The following is a 14,635-nucleotide window of genomic DNA, read 5'->3' as shown; positions in this document are numbered from 1 at the left end:
TATCTCACTTTCAGATGCAGCTTTTGCCATTGCGAACAAACGGATATTTGACGACGCGCGCCGTGGCGGGCTTGCCGCGCAGGTCCACGGTGCAGCGGTCACCGATCTTGACGGAAGCCGGGACGCGCGCGAAGGCGATGGACTGCTCCAGCGTCGGCGAAAAACTCCCACTGGTGATTTCGCCCTCGCCGGCGCCGTCGCACGTCACCTTCTGGTGATTGCGCAACACGCCCTTGCCTTCCAGTACTAGGCCCACCAGCTGGCGTGGCACGCCCTGGGCTTTCTGCCGGTCCAGCACCTCGCGACCGATGAATTTGCGGTCGGCCGGCTCCAGCGCCACGGTCCAGGCCAGGCCCGACTCCAGCGGCGTGGTGGTTTCGTCCATGTCCGAGCCGTACAGATTCATGCCGGCCTCGAGCCGCAGGGTATCGCGCGCGCCCAAACCGATCGGCGGCACGCCGGCTTCGTTCAGCATCTGCCAGGTGAAGGGCGCGGCCTTGGCCGGCAGAATGATCTCGAAACCGTCCTCGCCGGTGTAGCCGGTGGTGGCGATGAACAGCTCGCCCACGGTCACGGCGTGAAACGGCTTGAGCGCGCCGGCCGGCGCGCGCAGCGCCTCGCCCAAAGCCTGATAAACCTTCTCTTTCGCATTCGGCCCCTGCACCGCGATCATCGCCACATCACCACGTTGCGTGAGCGTCAGGCCGCCAAATTCCTTGGCGGCGGCATTGACCCAGGCCATGTCCTTGTCGCGCGTGGCGGCGTTCATGACGACACGGAACCACTGGTCGTCCATGTAATAAACGATGAGATCGTCGATCACGCCGCCCTTGGCGGTGAGCATGCAGCTGTACAGCGCCTTGCCTTTGGTCTTGAGCTTGTCGACATTGTTGGCCAGCAGCAGGCGAAAGAAGTCGCGCACGCCTCCGCCCTTCACGTCCACCACGTTCATGTGCGAGACGTCGAACATGCCGCAGTCCCGGCGCACCTTGTGGTGCTCCTCGATCTGGGAGCCGTAGTGCAGCGGCATGTCCCAGCCGCCGAAGTCCACGATCTTGGCGCCCATCTTCACGTGCGCGTCGTATAAAGGTGTCTTGAATCCCATATGATTTTTATAACCGCAGCGGTTCCAGATTCAAAAAAAAGGGCGATGACTTGAATAAAGTCACCGCCCCTCTGTCCGGTAACCTGAGAGCTTGAGCCCCTTCGGTGGATGGCGGTGCGCCATCTCTCTCCAGAGTCGACCGATCGTCTCCGCGGTCCTTTTGCCTGAGCGATTCCTGGCGATTGCGCCTTCGGCGCCCCGGATCAATACCGGTTCCGGGGTCTCTCCCGCGGGTCTGGGTCGAGGCCCGGCACTATAGCGCAGCGCCTTTACAGCGCCAAGCCGGGATTATCCGCCGTTGCCGGCGTCCGGGATGGCGCCCCTGGCCACGGCTATGGTTTATCCGCGGGACCGGGACCACAAAGCTCGCGGTAGGGAATCGACTGGTCAAGACTGAAGCCAGGCACCCAGCCTGAACCGCCGGGAAGGCCAAGCGTGCCCCATAACCGGTAGGTGATGGTCACGGGAGGAGGAATCGTGCCCGGCGTTTCCCTGGCGTCGCACGGAATGTGCACGCGGATTTTCACCGTGCCGCTGTTCCCGCTGAGCGGCGCGTCATCGGACGCGCCGGCATAGGGCGCCGCCACCGTGGCCGCGAGCTTGCCGGTGTGGGTCATGCCGCGACGATAGACCAGCTGCGTTTCCACCGTGTTGACGCCGATGCCTCCCAGCAGGCGATAGCTTTCGACCTTGAGAGGCGGTGGCGGCGCAGCCGGCTGAAACAGCTTGTCGATATCGGCCGCGGTGATTTCCTTGCGGTTGTTGTCGGCGCGGCAATCCGGATGATAATTGTCGGGCCGCGTGCCAATCCGGCCCGCGTCAAAAAAGCGCAAGATGAAACGCGGCGGCGGCGCTTTGCGGCCAGCGTCCCAGTCCGTCTGGTAATCGATCCGGTATTGCCGGCCGGGCGCCAGCTCCCGGATGGCAATCGCGGGCTGCACCGGTTCCCCGTCCGGTTGCGTCCCGGCATCCTGACGCGCCAACACGGCTTGCAGGTGATGCGACGGGCCGGTGGCGGTCCACGCCACCGTGCCCAGATTCTTCATCACGCCGGTAATGCGCACACGGCCGGTGCCGGGCCCGGATTTCGATATCAGCGCCAGCTCGATATCCGCCGCCGGATCGGCGCAGGGAACCGCACCGGACACGGACGCACCCGTCTCCGCTCCCGCCACCGGGCTGAAGACAGCCAACACCGCGGCGGCGCACGCCGTTGCAGTCAGTACGTATTTCACTTTTTTGGCTATTCTCCCGAACCGGAGACAGGCCGCGATCGGGCCGCCCGGCGCGGAGATAATACACGGCCGGCCCGGAGGCGGAAAATCCGTGATGGAATAGCGACCGTCAGGCTTGGGAAGAGGAGCGCCGCACCAGCATCACCACCGGGATCAGGCCTGCCAGTACCAGCGTCAGCGCCGGCAGCGCGGCGCGCTCCCACTGGCCCTCGGAGGTCATCTCGAAGATGCGCGTGGCCAGCGTGTCCCAGCCGAAGGGACGCAACAACAGGGTCGCCGGTAATTCCTTCATCACCTCGATGAACACCAGCAGCGCCGCCGACAGCAGCCCGGTGCGCAGCAGCGGGATCGAGACGCGCCACAGGATCTCGCGGTTGCCGGCGCCGAGACTGCGCGCCGCCTGCCACAGCGACGGTTTGATGCGCTCGAAGCTGCTGTCGATCGGCCCGTGGGCCACCGCCATGAAGCGCACGCCGTAAGCAAGCAGCAGCGCGATGAGGCTGCCAGTAAGCAGTGGCCCGGCAACGATACCGAACAACGACTGGAGCCACTGGGCGAACTGCCGATCGAGCCAGACGAAGGAAACCATGATCCCGACCGCCAGCACCGAACCGGGCAGGGCATAGCCCAGCGTGGCGAAACGCACCGCGCCCGCGACCCAACGATCGGGCTTGAGGCGATAGGTATAGGCCAGCAGCAGCGCACCGATCGTGGTCACGATCGCGGCGGCGGCGCCGAGCGCGACGGTGTTGAGAAAAAACCTCAGGTAACGCGCATCGAGATCGATGCGCGCGCTGTCCCACGCCCAGTAAAACAACTGGCTCACCGGAATAGCGAATGCCAGCAGCAACACCAGGGCGCAGGCCGCCGTGGCACCCCAGGCGCGCGTGCCGGCCAGGCGGTAATGCTGCTCGCGCCCGTGCCGCAAGCTCACGTGGTAACGCGCGCGCCCGCGCAGCTGGCGTTCGCCGATGAGCGCCACGGCCACGAACAGCAGCAGCAACGAAGCCAGCTGCGCCGCCGCCGGCAGCGAGAACAGCCCGAGCCAGGATTTGTAGATCGCCGTGGTGAAGGTGTCGTAATTGAAAATCGCCACCGCGCCGAAATCGGCGAGCGCCTCCATCAGCGCCAGCGCCACGCCGGCGGCCAGCGCCGGGCGCGCCATGGGCAGGGCCACGCGCAGGAACGCCGCGCGCGGCGAGAGGCCGAGCACGCGCCCGGTCTCGAGCATGCGCCGTCCCTGCGCCAGGAACGCGGCGCGCGCCAGCATGTACACGTAGGGATAGAACGCCAGCACCATGACGGCGACCACGCCGCCGGCAGAACGGATCGGCGGGAACCAGGCGGCTCCGCCGAACAGCGCGCGCAGGGCACCCTGCACCGGACCGCTGAAATCGAGCAGCGCCACGGCCACGAACGCCAGCACGTAGGCCGGGATCGCCAGCGGCAGCATCAGCGCCCAGTCGAACAGGCGCCGTCCCGGGAAATCGTACATCGTCACCAGCCACGCCAGCCCGGCTCCGAGCAGGAACACGCCACCACCGACCCCGAGCATCAGCACTACGGTGTTCAGCAGCAGTTCGCCGAGCACGGTCTGGACCAGGTGCCGCCACACCTCGCCTGCCGGCGTGAGCCAGGCGAGCGCCACCACCAGGATCGGCGCCGCCACGATGGCGGCGCCGACGAAACTGGCCAGGCGCCACAGGCGCACGTTGACGTTGAGCCAGTCGGAGATACCGGTTTCCACCGGCGGGCCGGACTGACGCATTTCTTCGGTGGTCGTGCTCATGGCTCGGGATCAGGCATCTCTCCTGATGTTAGCCTGAACTCCGGCAACCGGCGCTTACTTGTAACCCGCCCGATCCATCAGCATCACGGCCTTGGCCTGCAGGCTGCCGGCTTTGGAGACGTTGATGGTGTCCTGCCTGAACCTGCCCCAGGCCGCGACACTGGCGTGCGGTTTCACTCTCGGGTTGGCCGGATACTCCATGTTCTCGTCCGCGAACAGGTTCTGCGCCTTTTCCGAGGACAGCCATTCGAGGAATTTCACCGCCTCCGCGCGGTGCCTGGCGTGCGCCGTGACACCCGCGCCCGAGACATTGACGTGCACGCCGCGATCCTTCTGGTTGGGCCAGAACAGCGCGATTGCCGCCTCGGGCTGTTTCTGTTTGAGCCTGCCAAAATAGTAGGTATTAACGATGCCGACGTCGCACTGCCCGGCCTGGATCGCTTCCATCAGTTTGGTGTCGTCCGGAAACGGATCGGTCCTGAGGTTGGCGACCCAGGACTTCACGATTTTTTCCGTTTTGGCCTCGCCGTGGCGCGCGATCATCATCGCCACCAGCGACTGGTTGTAGACCTTCTTCGAGGTACGCAGGCACAGCCGGTCTTTCCATCTGGCATCGCCCAGCGCCTCGTAGGTCGAAAGCTCCTTCGGTTTCACGCGTTCGGTGCTGTAGACGATGGTGCGTGCGCGCACCGACAACCCGAACCAGCGGTTGTCCGGATCACGCAGATGCGCCGGGATATTGGTCCGGAGTGTCTTCGATTTTACCTCGGCCAGCACGCCCTCTTTCGCCGCCAGCCACAGGTTGCCGGCGTCCACCGTGAGCAGCAGGTCCGCCGGCGTGTTCTTGCCCTCGGCCTTGAGACGCTCCAGCAGCGGACCCTCCTTGTCGGTGATGAACTTGATCGGCGTGCCGGTCTCGGCGGTGTAGGCGTCGAACAGCGGTTTGATCAGCTGCTCGTTGCGCGCGGAATACACCACGATCTCGTCGGCCGCGGACGCCGGCACGACGCTGACCGACAATCCCAGCACCGCGACTGCCGCACAGAATTTTTTGAAATTACGCATCTTCCCTCCTGAATTCCAGAAATTGAATTATCAAATCAAAATTCCCATTCAACCCGCGCGCGCACCAATTGCTGTTCGCTTGCCCGGGTCTGTCCGAATGCCACGCCAAGACTCGCGGACAGGCCATGCCCGAACATGACATCCACCGCCGGCGAGATCAGATGTTTCTGATCATTCCTGTCCTCGAAATGGCGCGCGGGGCCAAAATCGCCGAAAAAATCCAGACGCGGGTGCCAGCGTTCGTTCAGACGATAGATCGCCGCGGCAGCATACTGCAGTTCCCAACCTTCCTCTTTTTCGGCGCCCTTCAGGACTTTTTCCAGAATCGGATTGATATCGAACGTCCATTGATCGATGTCTTTTTCGATAATCCCGCGCAGCTCGAATTCAACATCATTGTCGTCCTGGTGGGGAAACTCCGCCTCGGCATAGAGCCCGAGATCCACCGGCCATTGGCCCTTTTCGGCGAAACGCGTGCGCACGCGTGCGCGACTGGCTTCAAATTCCCACTCGTTGCTGCCGCGGGCGCGGGAATAGTCGACATAACCGGCGATCTCGGTCTTGTCGGTCACACCGTGCGCGATTTCGAACGACTGGCGCACCAGGCCCTGATTGTTTTCCGGAGGCGTCTCATCCTGTGTTCCGCGCCGTGTATAAGTGGTGAACATTTCCAGCTCGGTTTCACCCCGGGACGCAGTCCGGTAGGGGTAGACTTCCAGTTCATGATAATTGAGCGCATGTGCCGCGGGGCCAAACCACAGAAGTGCCACGCCCAGCCATACCCGGTTTGTTTCTGGAGAAAAAATTTTTGTCATTTTGAATTCCACGATGTGCCCTTATTTATCGATAATGAGAATTATTTACATTTGCAAGCGGTAAATCCCCGCCACGAACGGTGTTCCCGTCGCAGGCTTCTAGGTATTCACAGCATTGGTTTTCGGTGCAGGCGATCCGCCGTAAAGACGCGTCAATACAACGATGCCGCTCAGCGTGACGACGTAAAACAGGACCTGGATGCCGCTGGGATGATCGACATAGCCGATCAGTGTTTGCAGCACACGGCCGGGGACGCTGGTTTGCGCCAGGATGCCCGAAGTGTCCCACATGGATTGCACCAGCGACGGCAACAGGTCCGCCTGTGCCAGGAAGCCCGCCGCCTGCGCCGCCATGCCAGCGGCCAGCAGCGTGATCAGCCACGCGGTGACCGTGAACAGATACTTGCTCGACAGGCGCAACAGGCCACGATACATCAGCAGGCCCGCCACGGCGCCTGACATCAAACCCAGCAAACCACCGGCCAGCATCATGCGCGCCGAATCCTGCTGTGCCACGGTGATGCCATACACGAACAGCACCACTTCCGAACCCTCGCGCAAGACTGCAAGACCGATCACGATAGCCAGCATGGTCATGGAACGACTGCCTGACCGAATGGCCTGACCCACGTCGCGCATGTGACGGGCCATCTCCCGTCCATGGCGTTTCATCCAGACGTTATGCCATCCAAGCATGATCACCGCGAAGAGCAATATGCCGGCATTGAAAACTTCCTGGCCGATGCCGGCAAAGGCGGACGATATGACATCCGCAAACAGTGCCACCAATCCCGCCCCGGCGATTCCCGCGGCGATACCGATGCCCACCCAGGTCCCGCGCTTGAGCAGGCCCTGGGTGGCGGCCAGCACGATACCGATAATGAGCGCGGCTTCGAGCACTTCGCGAAACACGATGATGGCTGTGGCTAGCATGATGACGGTCTGCCCGGGATTGGTTTCTATCTGGCGACGATGCGGCCGCGCGCGGTCTGGGGATGGAACTCCCCGTAAAAATCGTAGGTCCCCGGTTTCAGTGGCCCAATGAAAATCTCGGCGCTCTTGCCGGGCAAGATCACCTTTTCCCGATTGAGCGCGGAACTTTCAAACTCTTCCGGTCCGGGTCCTTCATTCTTTACCACCAGCCTGACTTTCTGACCTGCGGGAATATCTATCTGTTCCGGCAAAAAACGACCGTCTTTGGCAGTCAGGCTGAAGCCTGGCAGATTGTCGGCATGCAACGGAAAGCTGAGTCCCAGCGACAGCCCCGCAATAAGCCCCACAGACTGGGATGCCTGGCGCGCAGCACGGAATAACGAAGCCACGGACGGTCCGGAGATAAAAGCGCGCGGCCGGGCGTTCCCGCCGGCATGTGACTGTTTTTCTGTCATGGGAGCCTTTTAACCAATTTTATAAATGAGAATCGTTATTATTTACATTTACTCCTCGGTGTCAAGCCCCCGCGGACAGGCAAGCCGGAAGATGGCTAAGGCGAGGATTCCAGGAGCTGGAACCGGGATTCTGACCCGGGCGTGCGCCAGACCCCGCCGTCCGCGCCCACGATCAGGCCTTGCACCCCGCCAAGACGACCCAACAGCGCGCGGCCCTTTTCCTCCCCGAGCACCATGATGGCACTGGAAAACCCGTTGAGGTTCGACAGGTCTTCCCCCACCAGCGTGACCTGCTGCGGCCCCGCGACGGGATAGCCGGTGCGCGGGTCGAGGATGTGGTGATAACGCCGGCCGTCGCGAATGAAATAGCGCTCGTAATCACCGGAGGTCACCACCCAGCCGCGCGTCAGTTCCACGGCGGCCAGGAGTTCACCGGCGCGTCGTGGATGGCGAATGCCGATGCGCCATGGCCGGCCGTCGCGCGTTCCCGTCACCGCAACATCGCCGCCGCCGTTCAACATGGCCTGTTCGATGCCGTGCCGCCGCAACGCCTGCATGCCGGCATTCAGGATATAAAGCTTGGCAATGCCGCCCAGATCGATGCGCATGCCGGGCCGCCTGAGCAGGACGGTCCGGTTATTTTCATCGAGCAGCACGTTGCGGTAATCCACCAGCGGCAAGGCGGCAGCGAGCTCCTGCGCCGATGGCATGGCGGGATTCTCCGGGTTGAAACGCCACCCCTTGAATGCGCCGACCGTGATGTCGAAGGCGCCGTCGGTGCGAGCGGATACGCGCCGCGCCATGACCAGCACCTCCATTAATTCCGGCGGCACCTTCACCGGCCGCTTGCCGGCCTGGCGATTGATCTCGCTCACCACGCTGCCGGGATCATAGTGATTCATCATGTCCGACAGGCGCGTCATCTCGCGATAGGCGGCGTCCACTTTTTCCCGCACGTCGGCCGGGCCGTTTTCCACCGTGATGCTGACCACGGTGCCCATCAACGGCCGCGCTTCCTGATGCGTCTTCCCGGCATGGCTCGCCGTCGTCGCCATCAGCAGCAACAGAAAAAACGCAGCGCCAGGACCACGCCTGTTGCCAGCGCATGAGGCACGTCGCGCCGGCGATGTCATTTTTCTAACCATCGGATTTGCATGGCATAAACTTCCGAGCCTGAAAATTTCCATGATACGCGGGAATAAGCCGTCCTGGTTGGCGTCTTCTATAACTATATCCGTGACTTCCGGTATTGCGTTACGACACGTTCCATCCCCCCTACTTCGTCTCACAGGCCCATCCATGCTGACAAGAAATCTTGCCGTGTGTTCTTTGCTGTTGTCCGGGGTTTTTGCCGCGCCGCCCGCCCTGGCGGACCTGATTTTCTCCTCCCCGCCGCGTGAATCCCGCGCCAAGGGCGAAGAAGTTTATCAACCGATTGCGGATTACCTGTCCCGGGTCGCCGGCCAGAAGGTCATCTACCGGTATCCGGAAAACTGGCTGGTTTATCAACGCGACATGCAACGGGGTGATTACGACATCGTTTTTGACGGGCCGGCTTTCATTGGATGGCGTCAGGACAGGCAGGGGCATGTTCCGCTGGTGAAACTGCCGGGAAAACTGAGCTTTGTGGTCGCGGTAAAAAAGGAGCAGGAAAAGATACAGGAGCTGAAGCAGCTCGCCGGTCGCGCCGTCTGTGCGTTCCCTCCGCCAAACCTCGCCACGCTGACGGTGCTTTACGAATTTGACAACCCCTCGCGTCAACCCCTGATCGTGGAAACCCAGAGTTTCCCGGAAGCTTACAAGGGTGTCATGAACGGAAAATGCGTGGCCGGAATTCTCCAGGCAAAAATGTACGAGAAACTGGCGGCGGAACAGGGCGGCGCCCGCGTCATCTTCTCCAGCCGGGCGCTGCCGAACCAGGCCTTCACCGCGGGCCCGCGCCTGGCGTCCGATCTGAAAGACAAAATCACGGCGGCGCTGCTGTCACCCGAGGGCAAGATCGCCACCCAGAAACTGCGTGGCGAGTTCAAGGTGGAGGATTTCGAACCGGCGACAAAGGCTGAATACGCGGGGCTGGGTAAGCTCTTGCGCGACACCTGGGGCTTCGACCTCGCCGAATCACGCTGAAACCGGGCGGCGCCGCGGACGTCATGGCGTAACGCCAAATTCGGCGATCACCGGGACGTGATCCGAAGGCCGCTCGTGCCGGCGCGGTTCGATATCGATGCGGCATCCCCGGCATGCTTCCGCCAACCGCGGACTGCACAGGATGTGGTCGATGCGCAGGCCGTGGTTGCGCTGGAAGGCGCCGGCGCGGTAATCCCACCAGCTGAAACACTTTTCCGGCTGATCGAATTGCCGGAACACGTCTGCCAGGCCGTGCCGGATCAGCCGTTGAAACGCCGCGCGCTCCTTGTCGCTGAAAAGCACACGGCCTTCCCAGCGTTTGGGATCATGCACGTCGCGCGCTTCCGGCGCGACGTTGTAATCGCCCAGGAGCGCCAGGCGCGGATGGCTTTTCAGTTCCCGGGCGATGAATTTTTCGAGCGCCTTGAGCCAGGATAATTTGTAGGAATACTTTTCCGAACCGACCTCCTCGCCGTTCGGTATGTACACATTGATCACGCGCATGCCGCCCACGGTCGCGGCCAGCAGGCGCTTCTGGTCGCCGGCGGCGCCGGGCAGCGCGCTGACGATGTCTTCCGCCGGCGCCCGGCTCAGGGTGGCGACGCCGTTATAGGTCTTCTGGCCGGCGTAAACCGCCCGGTACCCGGCCTCGCGCAGCGCCGCCGTGGGGAATTCCTCGTCGGTGATCTTGGTTTCCTGCAGGCACAGCACGTCGGGGTTTTCTTTTTCCAGCCACGCCAGCACCTGGGGCAGGCGCACACGGATGGAATTGACATTCCACGTGGCGATTTTCATGGCAGGGAGTTTACGGCCTGGATTCAGGCCGGTTCAATAACGGCGGCGGGCAGGTTGCTGGCCGGCATCTCCGGTGGCAGAGGTGTTCTCCTGGCCTGTGACTTCTTCCTTGCCGGATCCGGACGCTTCCATTTTTGGATAGCCGGCGGTATCCAGTTCGCCCTCGAGGATGGACTCCACATAGCCCTTCATGACTTTCTCGCCGATCGTGATCGTCGGCGCCGACAGCGCGCCGTACTTCTGTTTCAGCTTCTGTTGCAGTTCGACGTTGTTTTCCAGATTCTTCTCGCTGTACGGGATCTTGCGTTTTTCCAGGTAGGCGCGCGCGAGGTCACAGGAACCGCACACGGGCACGGAATAGAGAACGACCGGATACTTCTCGACGATTTTTTCGAGCGTGTCATCCACCTCGGATTTCCTGCCGGCGTCGAGGTTTTTCTGCTCGACGCGAAAATCGGAACCTTCCGGCGGCGGCCGGTCGTGATACGACACCCGTCCCTGGCTGTCCACCCACTTGTACAGCGATTCCGCCTGTGCTGCGCACAGGCCGGCAACGGTCAGCACCGCGATAAAAATTGTCTTGGAGCGCTTCATGGATCAAACCCTCAGATACATGCCACCCGATCGTTTGCGGATGGACTCGCGCAGCCAGCGCACGCCGGCGGCGAATCCAATTACCAGCATAGCAAAAGAAATCCCGAGCCACGGGTAACTGAAGCTGAAACCGGTATTCGCCGCGTCGGGGGTGACGGGCGGCGGGGCCTTGATCACCACCGGTGCGGCCGGGGCGGGCGCCGGCCTGTCGGCGGCATTTTTCTCCAGTTCCTTTATTTTTTCAGCCTGTTCCGCCAGGGCCGACTGGGCTTTCTTGAGCTGAGCCTGCGCTTCCGCCGCCTGCGTCCGGCTTTTGGCCAGATCTTCCTGAAGCCGGGTGAGCTGCAGCCGCGCCGGCGGTTCGGGGCTGAGATAACGCGCCTCGATCCAACCCTCAGTTCCCTGAGAGTCGCGCACGCGCACCAGCTTTTCCAGGCGCTCGACCACCTCCAGTGCGGCGCCAGTTTCAACCGTTTTTACCACCGGGCTGGCTTCGTCCATCTCCGCGCGCAACCCGATGCGGATGCGCTCGGCGACGTAAACCGTTTCCGCCTGGACGGCGGAAAACACACCCAGCATTGCCAGCATGGCGACGACACGCAGACTTCCTGTCATGGCGTTTTGTCCTTAAGCGGCCAGTCCGGAATGCCGCAACAGTGCATCGATCCTGGGTGAGCGTCCCCGAAAATTCACGAACAACTCCATCGGCTCACGCGAGCCGCCCTGCTCGAGAACGTTCCGCAAAAATTGCAGGCCGGTGGCGCGATCGAACACCCCGTTTTCCTCGAACTTGCTGAAAGCATCGGCCGACAGCACCTCGGCCCACTTGTAACTATAGTAGCCGGCGGCATAGCCGCCGGCGAAGATGTGGGAAAAACCGTTCTGGAAGCGGTTAAACGCCGGCGGAATCACCACCGCCACCTCGGCACGCACCTCGTCCAGAACCTGTTGCACGCCCTTGCCGCCATCCGGGTTGTATTCACCGTGCAGGCGCATGTCGAACAGCGAGAACTCCAGCTGGCGCACGAACTGCATGCCGGACTGGAAGTTTTTGGCCGCGATCATTTTGACGTACAGCTCGTCCGGAATTTTCGCACCGCTCTGGTGATGCCCGGCGATGAGATCGAGCGCCTCGCGCTCCCAGCACCAGTTCTCCATGAACTGGCTCGGCAGCTCGACCGCGTCCCAGGCCACGCCATTGATGCCCGCCACACCCACATAATCCACCTTCGTCAGCATGTGGTGCAGGCCGTGACCGAATTCGTGGAACAGCGTGATGACCTCGTCATGGGTGAACAGCGCCGGCCGGCCGCCCACGGGCGGGGTGAAATTGCACACCAGGTAGGCCACCGGCACCTGCACGCCGCCCGCGGTGCGCTTGCGGTTGATGCATTCGTCCATCCACGCGCCGCCGCGCTTGTTGGCGCGCGCGTACAGGTCCATGTAAAAGCGCCCGCGCACTTCGCCCGTGCTGTCGCGGATTTCATAGAAACGCACGTCCGGGTGCCACACCTCAACGCCCCTGACCCCGGTGATCTTCAGGCCGTACAGCCGCTCGACCACCTCGAACAGGCCGGGCACGACTTTGGTCTCCGGGAAATACGGCCGCAGGTCTTCCTGCGAAATGCGGTATTTCGCCTGTTGCAGCTTCTCGGAGTAATACGCGATATCCCAGGCCTCGAGCCGTTCCACGCCATGCGCCTCGCGCGCGAACTGTTTCAGTTCCTCGAAATCCTTCTGTGCCGCGGGTTTGGCGCGGCGCGCGAGATCGTTCAGGAAATCCATCACCTCGGGAACCGTTTTGGCCATGCGCGTCTGTAGCGCATACTCGGCGTAATTATTGAAACCGAGCAGTTGCGCGGCCTCGCGTCGCAGCCGCAACAGGCCCAGGATCAACCCGCCGTTGTCCCACTTGCCCGCCGACGGCCCCTGATCGCTGGCGCGCGTCATGAAGGCCTCGTACATCTGCCGGCGCCGCTCGCGATCATCGGCGTAGGTCATGAAGGCGATGTAGGACGGGCCCTCGAGGGTGAAGCGCCAGCCTTGCAGATTTTTCTCCTGCGCGTCCTGCCGCGCCATGGCGCGCGCCGACTCGGGCAGGCCGGCGAGGTCCTTTTCGTCGGTGATGCGCAAATCCCACGCCTGGGTGGCGTCGAGCACGTTCTCCGAGAACTTGCTCTGCAGGGCCGCGAGCTCCTGTTGCAAGGCCTTGAAGCGCGCCTTCTTGTCCGGCGGCAGCTCGGCGCCGGCAAGGCGGAAATCGCGCAACGTATTTTCGATGATTTTTTTCTGCGCCTGGGTCAGCCCTGAAAACCCCGGGCTCGCGGCGATGGCCTTGTAACCGGCGTACAGCCGCTCGTCCTGCGCCAGCTCCGTGAAATAGGCGGTAAGTTTCGGCAGCCCGACATTGTAGGCGGCGCGCAGCGCCTCGCTGTCCATGACCGCGTGCAGGTGCGACACCGGCGACCACAGGCGCACCAGGCGTTCGCGCATGTCCTCGATCGGCTGCGCGAAATTGTCCCAGGCATAAGGACCGCCGGATGCCAGCACCCGCTCCAGGGCGGCGCGGTTTTCTGCCAGCACCCGGTCCAGCGCCGGTTCGGCATGCTCCGGAAGGATGACGCCGAAACGGGGTGGTTGTGTGAGATCGAGCAGCGGGTTGGAGACGAGAGAGGTGTTTTCCATATCGAAGTATTATAACGTGCGGCCGTGACCACCGTCCCCGATTCCCCGGCTCACCCCTATGACGCACTCACGCCCGAGATCATCCTCGAGGCCGTGGAAATGTACGGCGGGCGCTGCACCGGCGGCCTGCTCGCGCTCAACAGCTACGAAAACCGCGTCTACCGCGTGGACACCGAGGACGGTCCGCCGTCTGTGGCCAAGTTCTACCGCCCCGGCCGCTGGGACGAGGCCGCGATCCTGGAAGAACACACCTTCGCGCTGCAGCTGGCCGAACACGAGATCCCGGCCGTGGCGCCGCTGGCGCGCCCGGGCAGCGGCACGCTCAGTCACCACGGGGGTTTTCGCTTCGCGGTGTTTCCGTGGCAACCGGGGCGTGCGCCCGAGCTGAACTCGCGCGACGACCGCGCCCTGCTCGGCCGCTATCTCGGTCGCCTGCACCGGCTCGGCGCGGCCGAACCGTTCCGTCACCGTGCACGTCTGGGCATTGAGGAATTCGGACACCGCTCGGTGCGCTATCTGAAAGAACACGACATGGTGCCGGAAGAACTGCGCGCCTCGTTCTTCGCCATCATGGAATACCTGTTTCCGCCGATCGAAGCCGCCTTCCGCGCCGCTGATGATGCCGCGTGGATCCGCCTGCACGGCGACTGTCATCTCGGCAACATTCTCTGGACCGGCACCGGCCCGCACCTGGTGGATTTCGACGACTGCCTGACCGGCCCGGCGGTGCAGGATTTGTGGATGCTGCTTTCCGGCGACCGCGAGGACATGGAACTGCAGCTGGCCGATGTGCTGTCCGGCTACACCGAGTTCATGGAGTTCAATGCCGCCGAACTGCGCCTGATGGAACCCCTGCGCACGCTGCGCATGCTGCGCTACATGGCCTGGCTCGCGGAGCGCTGGGACGACCCCGCCTTCCCGCGCAACTTCCCGTGGTTCAACACGCGGCGCTACTGGGAGGAACAGGTGCTGGCGCTCAAGCAGCAGGCCGCAGCGCTGGATGAACTCCCGTTGTCGTGGATGGCGTAGGCCGGCTT

At 62.9% G+C, this 14,635-nt stretch carries 14 protein-coding genes and 1 riboswitch; of the genes, 2 read left to right on the top strand and 12 right to left on the bottom strand.

Features of this window, described 5'->3' with window-relative positions; all coding sequences use genetic code 11:
- Positions 1-10: 10 nt before the first annotated feature.
- From gcvT to SCL_RS00650, 8 genes are all read right to left on the bottom strand, one after another.
- Positions 11-1,105, bottom strand: a complete 1,095-nt coding sequence (gene gcvT, locus SCL_RS00685) for a glycine cleavage system aminomethyltransferase GcvT (protein WP_096359142.1) — start codon at positions 1,103-1,105, stop codon at positions 11-13.
- A 142-nt stretch (positions 1,106-1,247) separates the two neighbouring features.
- Positions 1,248-1,345, bottom strand: a riboswitch (glycine riboswitch).
- Between the two features lie 92 nt (positions 1,346-1,437).
- Positions 1,438-2,340, bottom strand: coding sequence for a hypothetical protein (locus tag SCL_RS00680; RefSeq protein ID WP_148664936.1), 903 nt, complete (start codon positions 2,338-2,340; stop codon positions 1,438-1,440).
- 109 nt (positions 2,341-2,449) lie between these two features.
- Positions 2,450-4,108 carry an ABC transporter permease gene (locus SCL_RS00675; RefSeq protein WP_096361777.1) on the bottom strand — a complete coding sequence of 553 codons (1,659 nt, stop codon included), beginning with the start codon at positions 4,106-4,108 and terminating at the stop codon, positions 2,450-2,452.
- A gap of 75 nt (positions 4,109-4,183) precedes the next feature.
- Positions 4,184-5,194 carry a Fe(3+) ABC transporter substrate-binding protein gene (locus SCL_RS00670; RefSeq protein ID WP_096359140.1) on the bottom strand — a complete coding sequence of 337 codons (1,011 nt, stop codon included), beginning with the start codon at positions 5,192-5,194 and terminating at the stop codon, positions 4,184-4,186.
- Positions 5,195-5,229: 35 nt separating this feature from the next.
- Positions 5,230-6,009 carry a TonB-dependent receptor gene (locus tag SCL_RS00665; RefSeq protein WP_172425861.1) on the bottom strand — a complete coding sequence of 260 codons (780 nt, stop codon included), beginning with the start codon at positions 6,007-6,009 and terminating at the stop codon, positions 5,230-5,232.
- 99 nt (positions 6,010-6,108) lie between these two features.
- The gene (locus SCL_RS00660) at positions 6,109-6,942 is read right to left on the bottom strand and encodes an FTR1 family iron permease (RefSeq protein ID WP_096359138.1); all 834 of its coding nucleotides are present in this window, start codon (positions 6,940-6,942) and stop codon (positions 6,109-6,111) included.
- Between the two features lie 26 nt (positions 6,943-6,968).
- Complete coding sequence (locus tag SCL_RS00655; protein ID WP_096359137.1) at positions 6,969-7,397, bottom strand: cupredoxin domain-containing protein; 429 nt, start codon at positions 7,395-7,397, stop codon at positions 6,969-6,971.
- Between the two features lie 95 nt (positions 7,398-7,492).
- On the bottom strand, positions 7,493-8,452 hold the full coding sequence (locus tag SCL_RS00650) for an FAD:protein FMN transferase (protein ID WP_197702659.1): 960 nt from the start codon (positions 8,450-8,452) through the stop codon (positions 7,493-7,495).
- Between the two features lie 244 nt (positions 8,453-8,696).
- Between SCL_RS00650 and SCL_RS00645 the strand changes: the two genes are divergently transcribed.
- Positions 8,697-9,524, top strand: a complete 828-nt coding sequence (locus SCL_RS00645) for a phosphate/phosphite/phosphonate ABC transporter substrate-binding protein (RefSeq protein ID WP_172425860.1) — start codon at positions 8,697-8,699, stop codon at positions 9,522-9,524.
- A gap of 21 nt (positions 9,525-9,545) precedes the next feature.
- Here the strand turns inward: SCL_RS00645 and xth are convergent, their stop codons facing one another.
- The 4 genes from xth to prlC are packed head-to-tail and all read right to left on the bottom strand — an operon-like array spanning position 9,546 to position 13,598.
- Positions 9,546-10,319: an exodeoxyribonuclease III gene (gene xth, locus SCL_RS00640; RefSeq protein WP_096359135.1), complete on the bottom strand. Its 774-nt coding sequence runs from the start codon at positions 10,317-10,319 to the stop codon at positions 9,546-9,548.
- Between the two features lie 33 nt (positions 10,320-10,352).
- A complete protein-coding gene (locus SCL_RS00635) occupies positions 10,353-10,913 on the bottom strand; it encodes a glutaredoxin family protein (protein ID WP_096359134.1) in 561 nt (186 codons plus the stop codon).
- A gap of 3 nt (positions 10,914-10,916) precedes the next feature.
- Entirely contained in the window at positions 10,917-11,528 is a 612-nt protein-coding gene (locus SCL_RS00630; protein WP_096359133.1) for a TIGR04211 family SH3 domain-containing protein, read from the bottom strand.
- Positions 11,529-11,540: 12 nt separating this feature from the next.
- Entirely contained in the window at positions 11,541-13,598 is a 2,058-nt protein-coding gene (gene prlC / locus SCL_RS00625; protein WP_096359132.1) for an oligopeptidase A, read from the bottom strand.
- A gap of 24 nt (positions 13,599-13,622) precedes the next feature.
- Between prlC and SCL_RS00620 the strand changes: the two genes are divergently transcribed.
- Positions 13,623-14,627 (top strand): serine/threonine protein kinase, encoded by a 1,005-nt coding sequence (locus SCL_RS00620; protein WP_096359131.1) that lies wholly within the window; start codon positions 13,623-13,625, stop codon positions 14,625-14,627.
- Positions 14,628-14,635 lie beyond the last annotated feature (8 nt).

It is taken from the genome of Sulfuricaulis limicola (assembly GCF_002355735.1).
Lineage (GTDB): Bacteria > Pseudomonadota > Gammaproteobacteria > Acidiferrobacterales > Sulfurifustaceae > Sulfuricaulis > Sulfuricaulis limicola.
Note: the sequence above shows the minus strand (reverse complement) of the source record. Positions and strands in the feature narration are given on the sequence as shown.

What these genes read in the sequence shown, in the direction of transcription:
- gcvT (WP_096359142.1), bottom strand. Translation starts at nt 1,105, where the DNA reads ATGGGATTCAAGACACCTTTATACGACGCGCACGTGAAGATGGGCGCC.
- SCL_RS00675 (WP_096361777.1), bottom strand. Translation starts at nt 4,108, where the DNA reads ATGCGTCAGTCCGGCCCGCCGGTGGAAACCGGTATCTCCGACTGGCTC.
- SCL_RS00670 (WP_096359140.1), bottom strand. Translation starts at nt 5,194, where the DNA reads ATGCGTAATTTCAAAAAATTCTGTGCGGCAGTCGCGGTGCTGGGATTG.
- SCL_RS00665 (WP_172425861.1), bottom strand. Translation starts at nt 6,009, where the DNA reads ATGACAAAAATTTTTTCTCCAGAAACAAACCGGGTATGGCTGGGCGTG.
- SCL_RS00660 (WP_096359138.1), bottom strand. Translation starts at nt 6,942, where the DNA reads ATGCTAGCCACAGCCATCATCGTGTTTCGCGAAGTGCTCGAAGCCGCG.
- SCL_RS00655 (WP_096359137.1), bottom strand. Translation starts at nt 7,397, where the DNA reads ATGACAGAAAAACAGTCACATGCCGGCGGGAACGCCCGGCCGCGCGCT.
- SCL_RS00650 (WP_197702659.1), bottom strand. Translation starts at nt 8,452, where the DNA reads ATGGCGACGACGGCGAGCCATGCCGGGAAGACGCATCAGGAAGCGCGG.
- SCL_RS00645 (WP_172425860.1), top strand. Translation starts at nt 8,697, where the DNA reads ATGCTGACAAGAAATCTTGCCGTGTGTTCTTTGCTGTTGTCCGGGGTT.
- xth (WP_096359135.1), bottom strand. Translation starts at nt 10,319, where the DNA reads ATGAAAATCGCCACGTGGAATGTCAATTCCATCCGTGTGCGCCTGCCC.
- SCL_RS00635 (WP_096359134.1), bottom strand. Translation starts at nt 10,913, where the DNA reads ATGAAGCGCTCCAAGACAATTTTTATCGCGGTGCTGACCGTTGCCGGC.
- SCL_RS00630 (WP_096359133.1), bottom strand. Translation starts at nt 11,528, where the DNA reads ATGACAGGAAGTCTGCGTGTCGTCGCCATGCTGGCAATGCTGGGTGTG.
- prlC (WP_096359132.1), bottom strand. Translation starts at nt 13,598, where the DNA reads ATGGAAAACACCTCTCTCGTCTCCAACCCGCTGCTCGATCTCACACAA.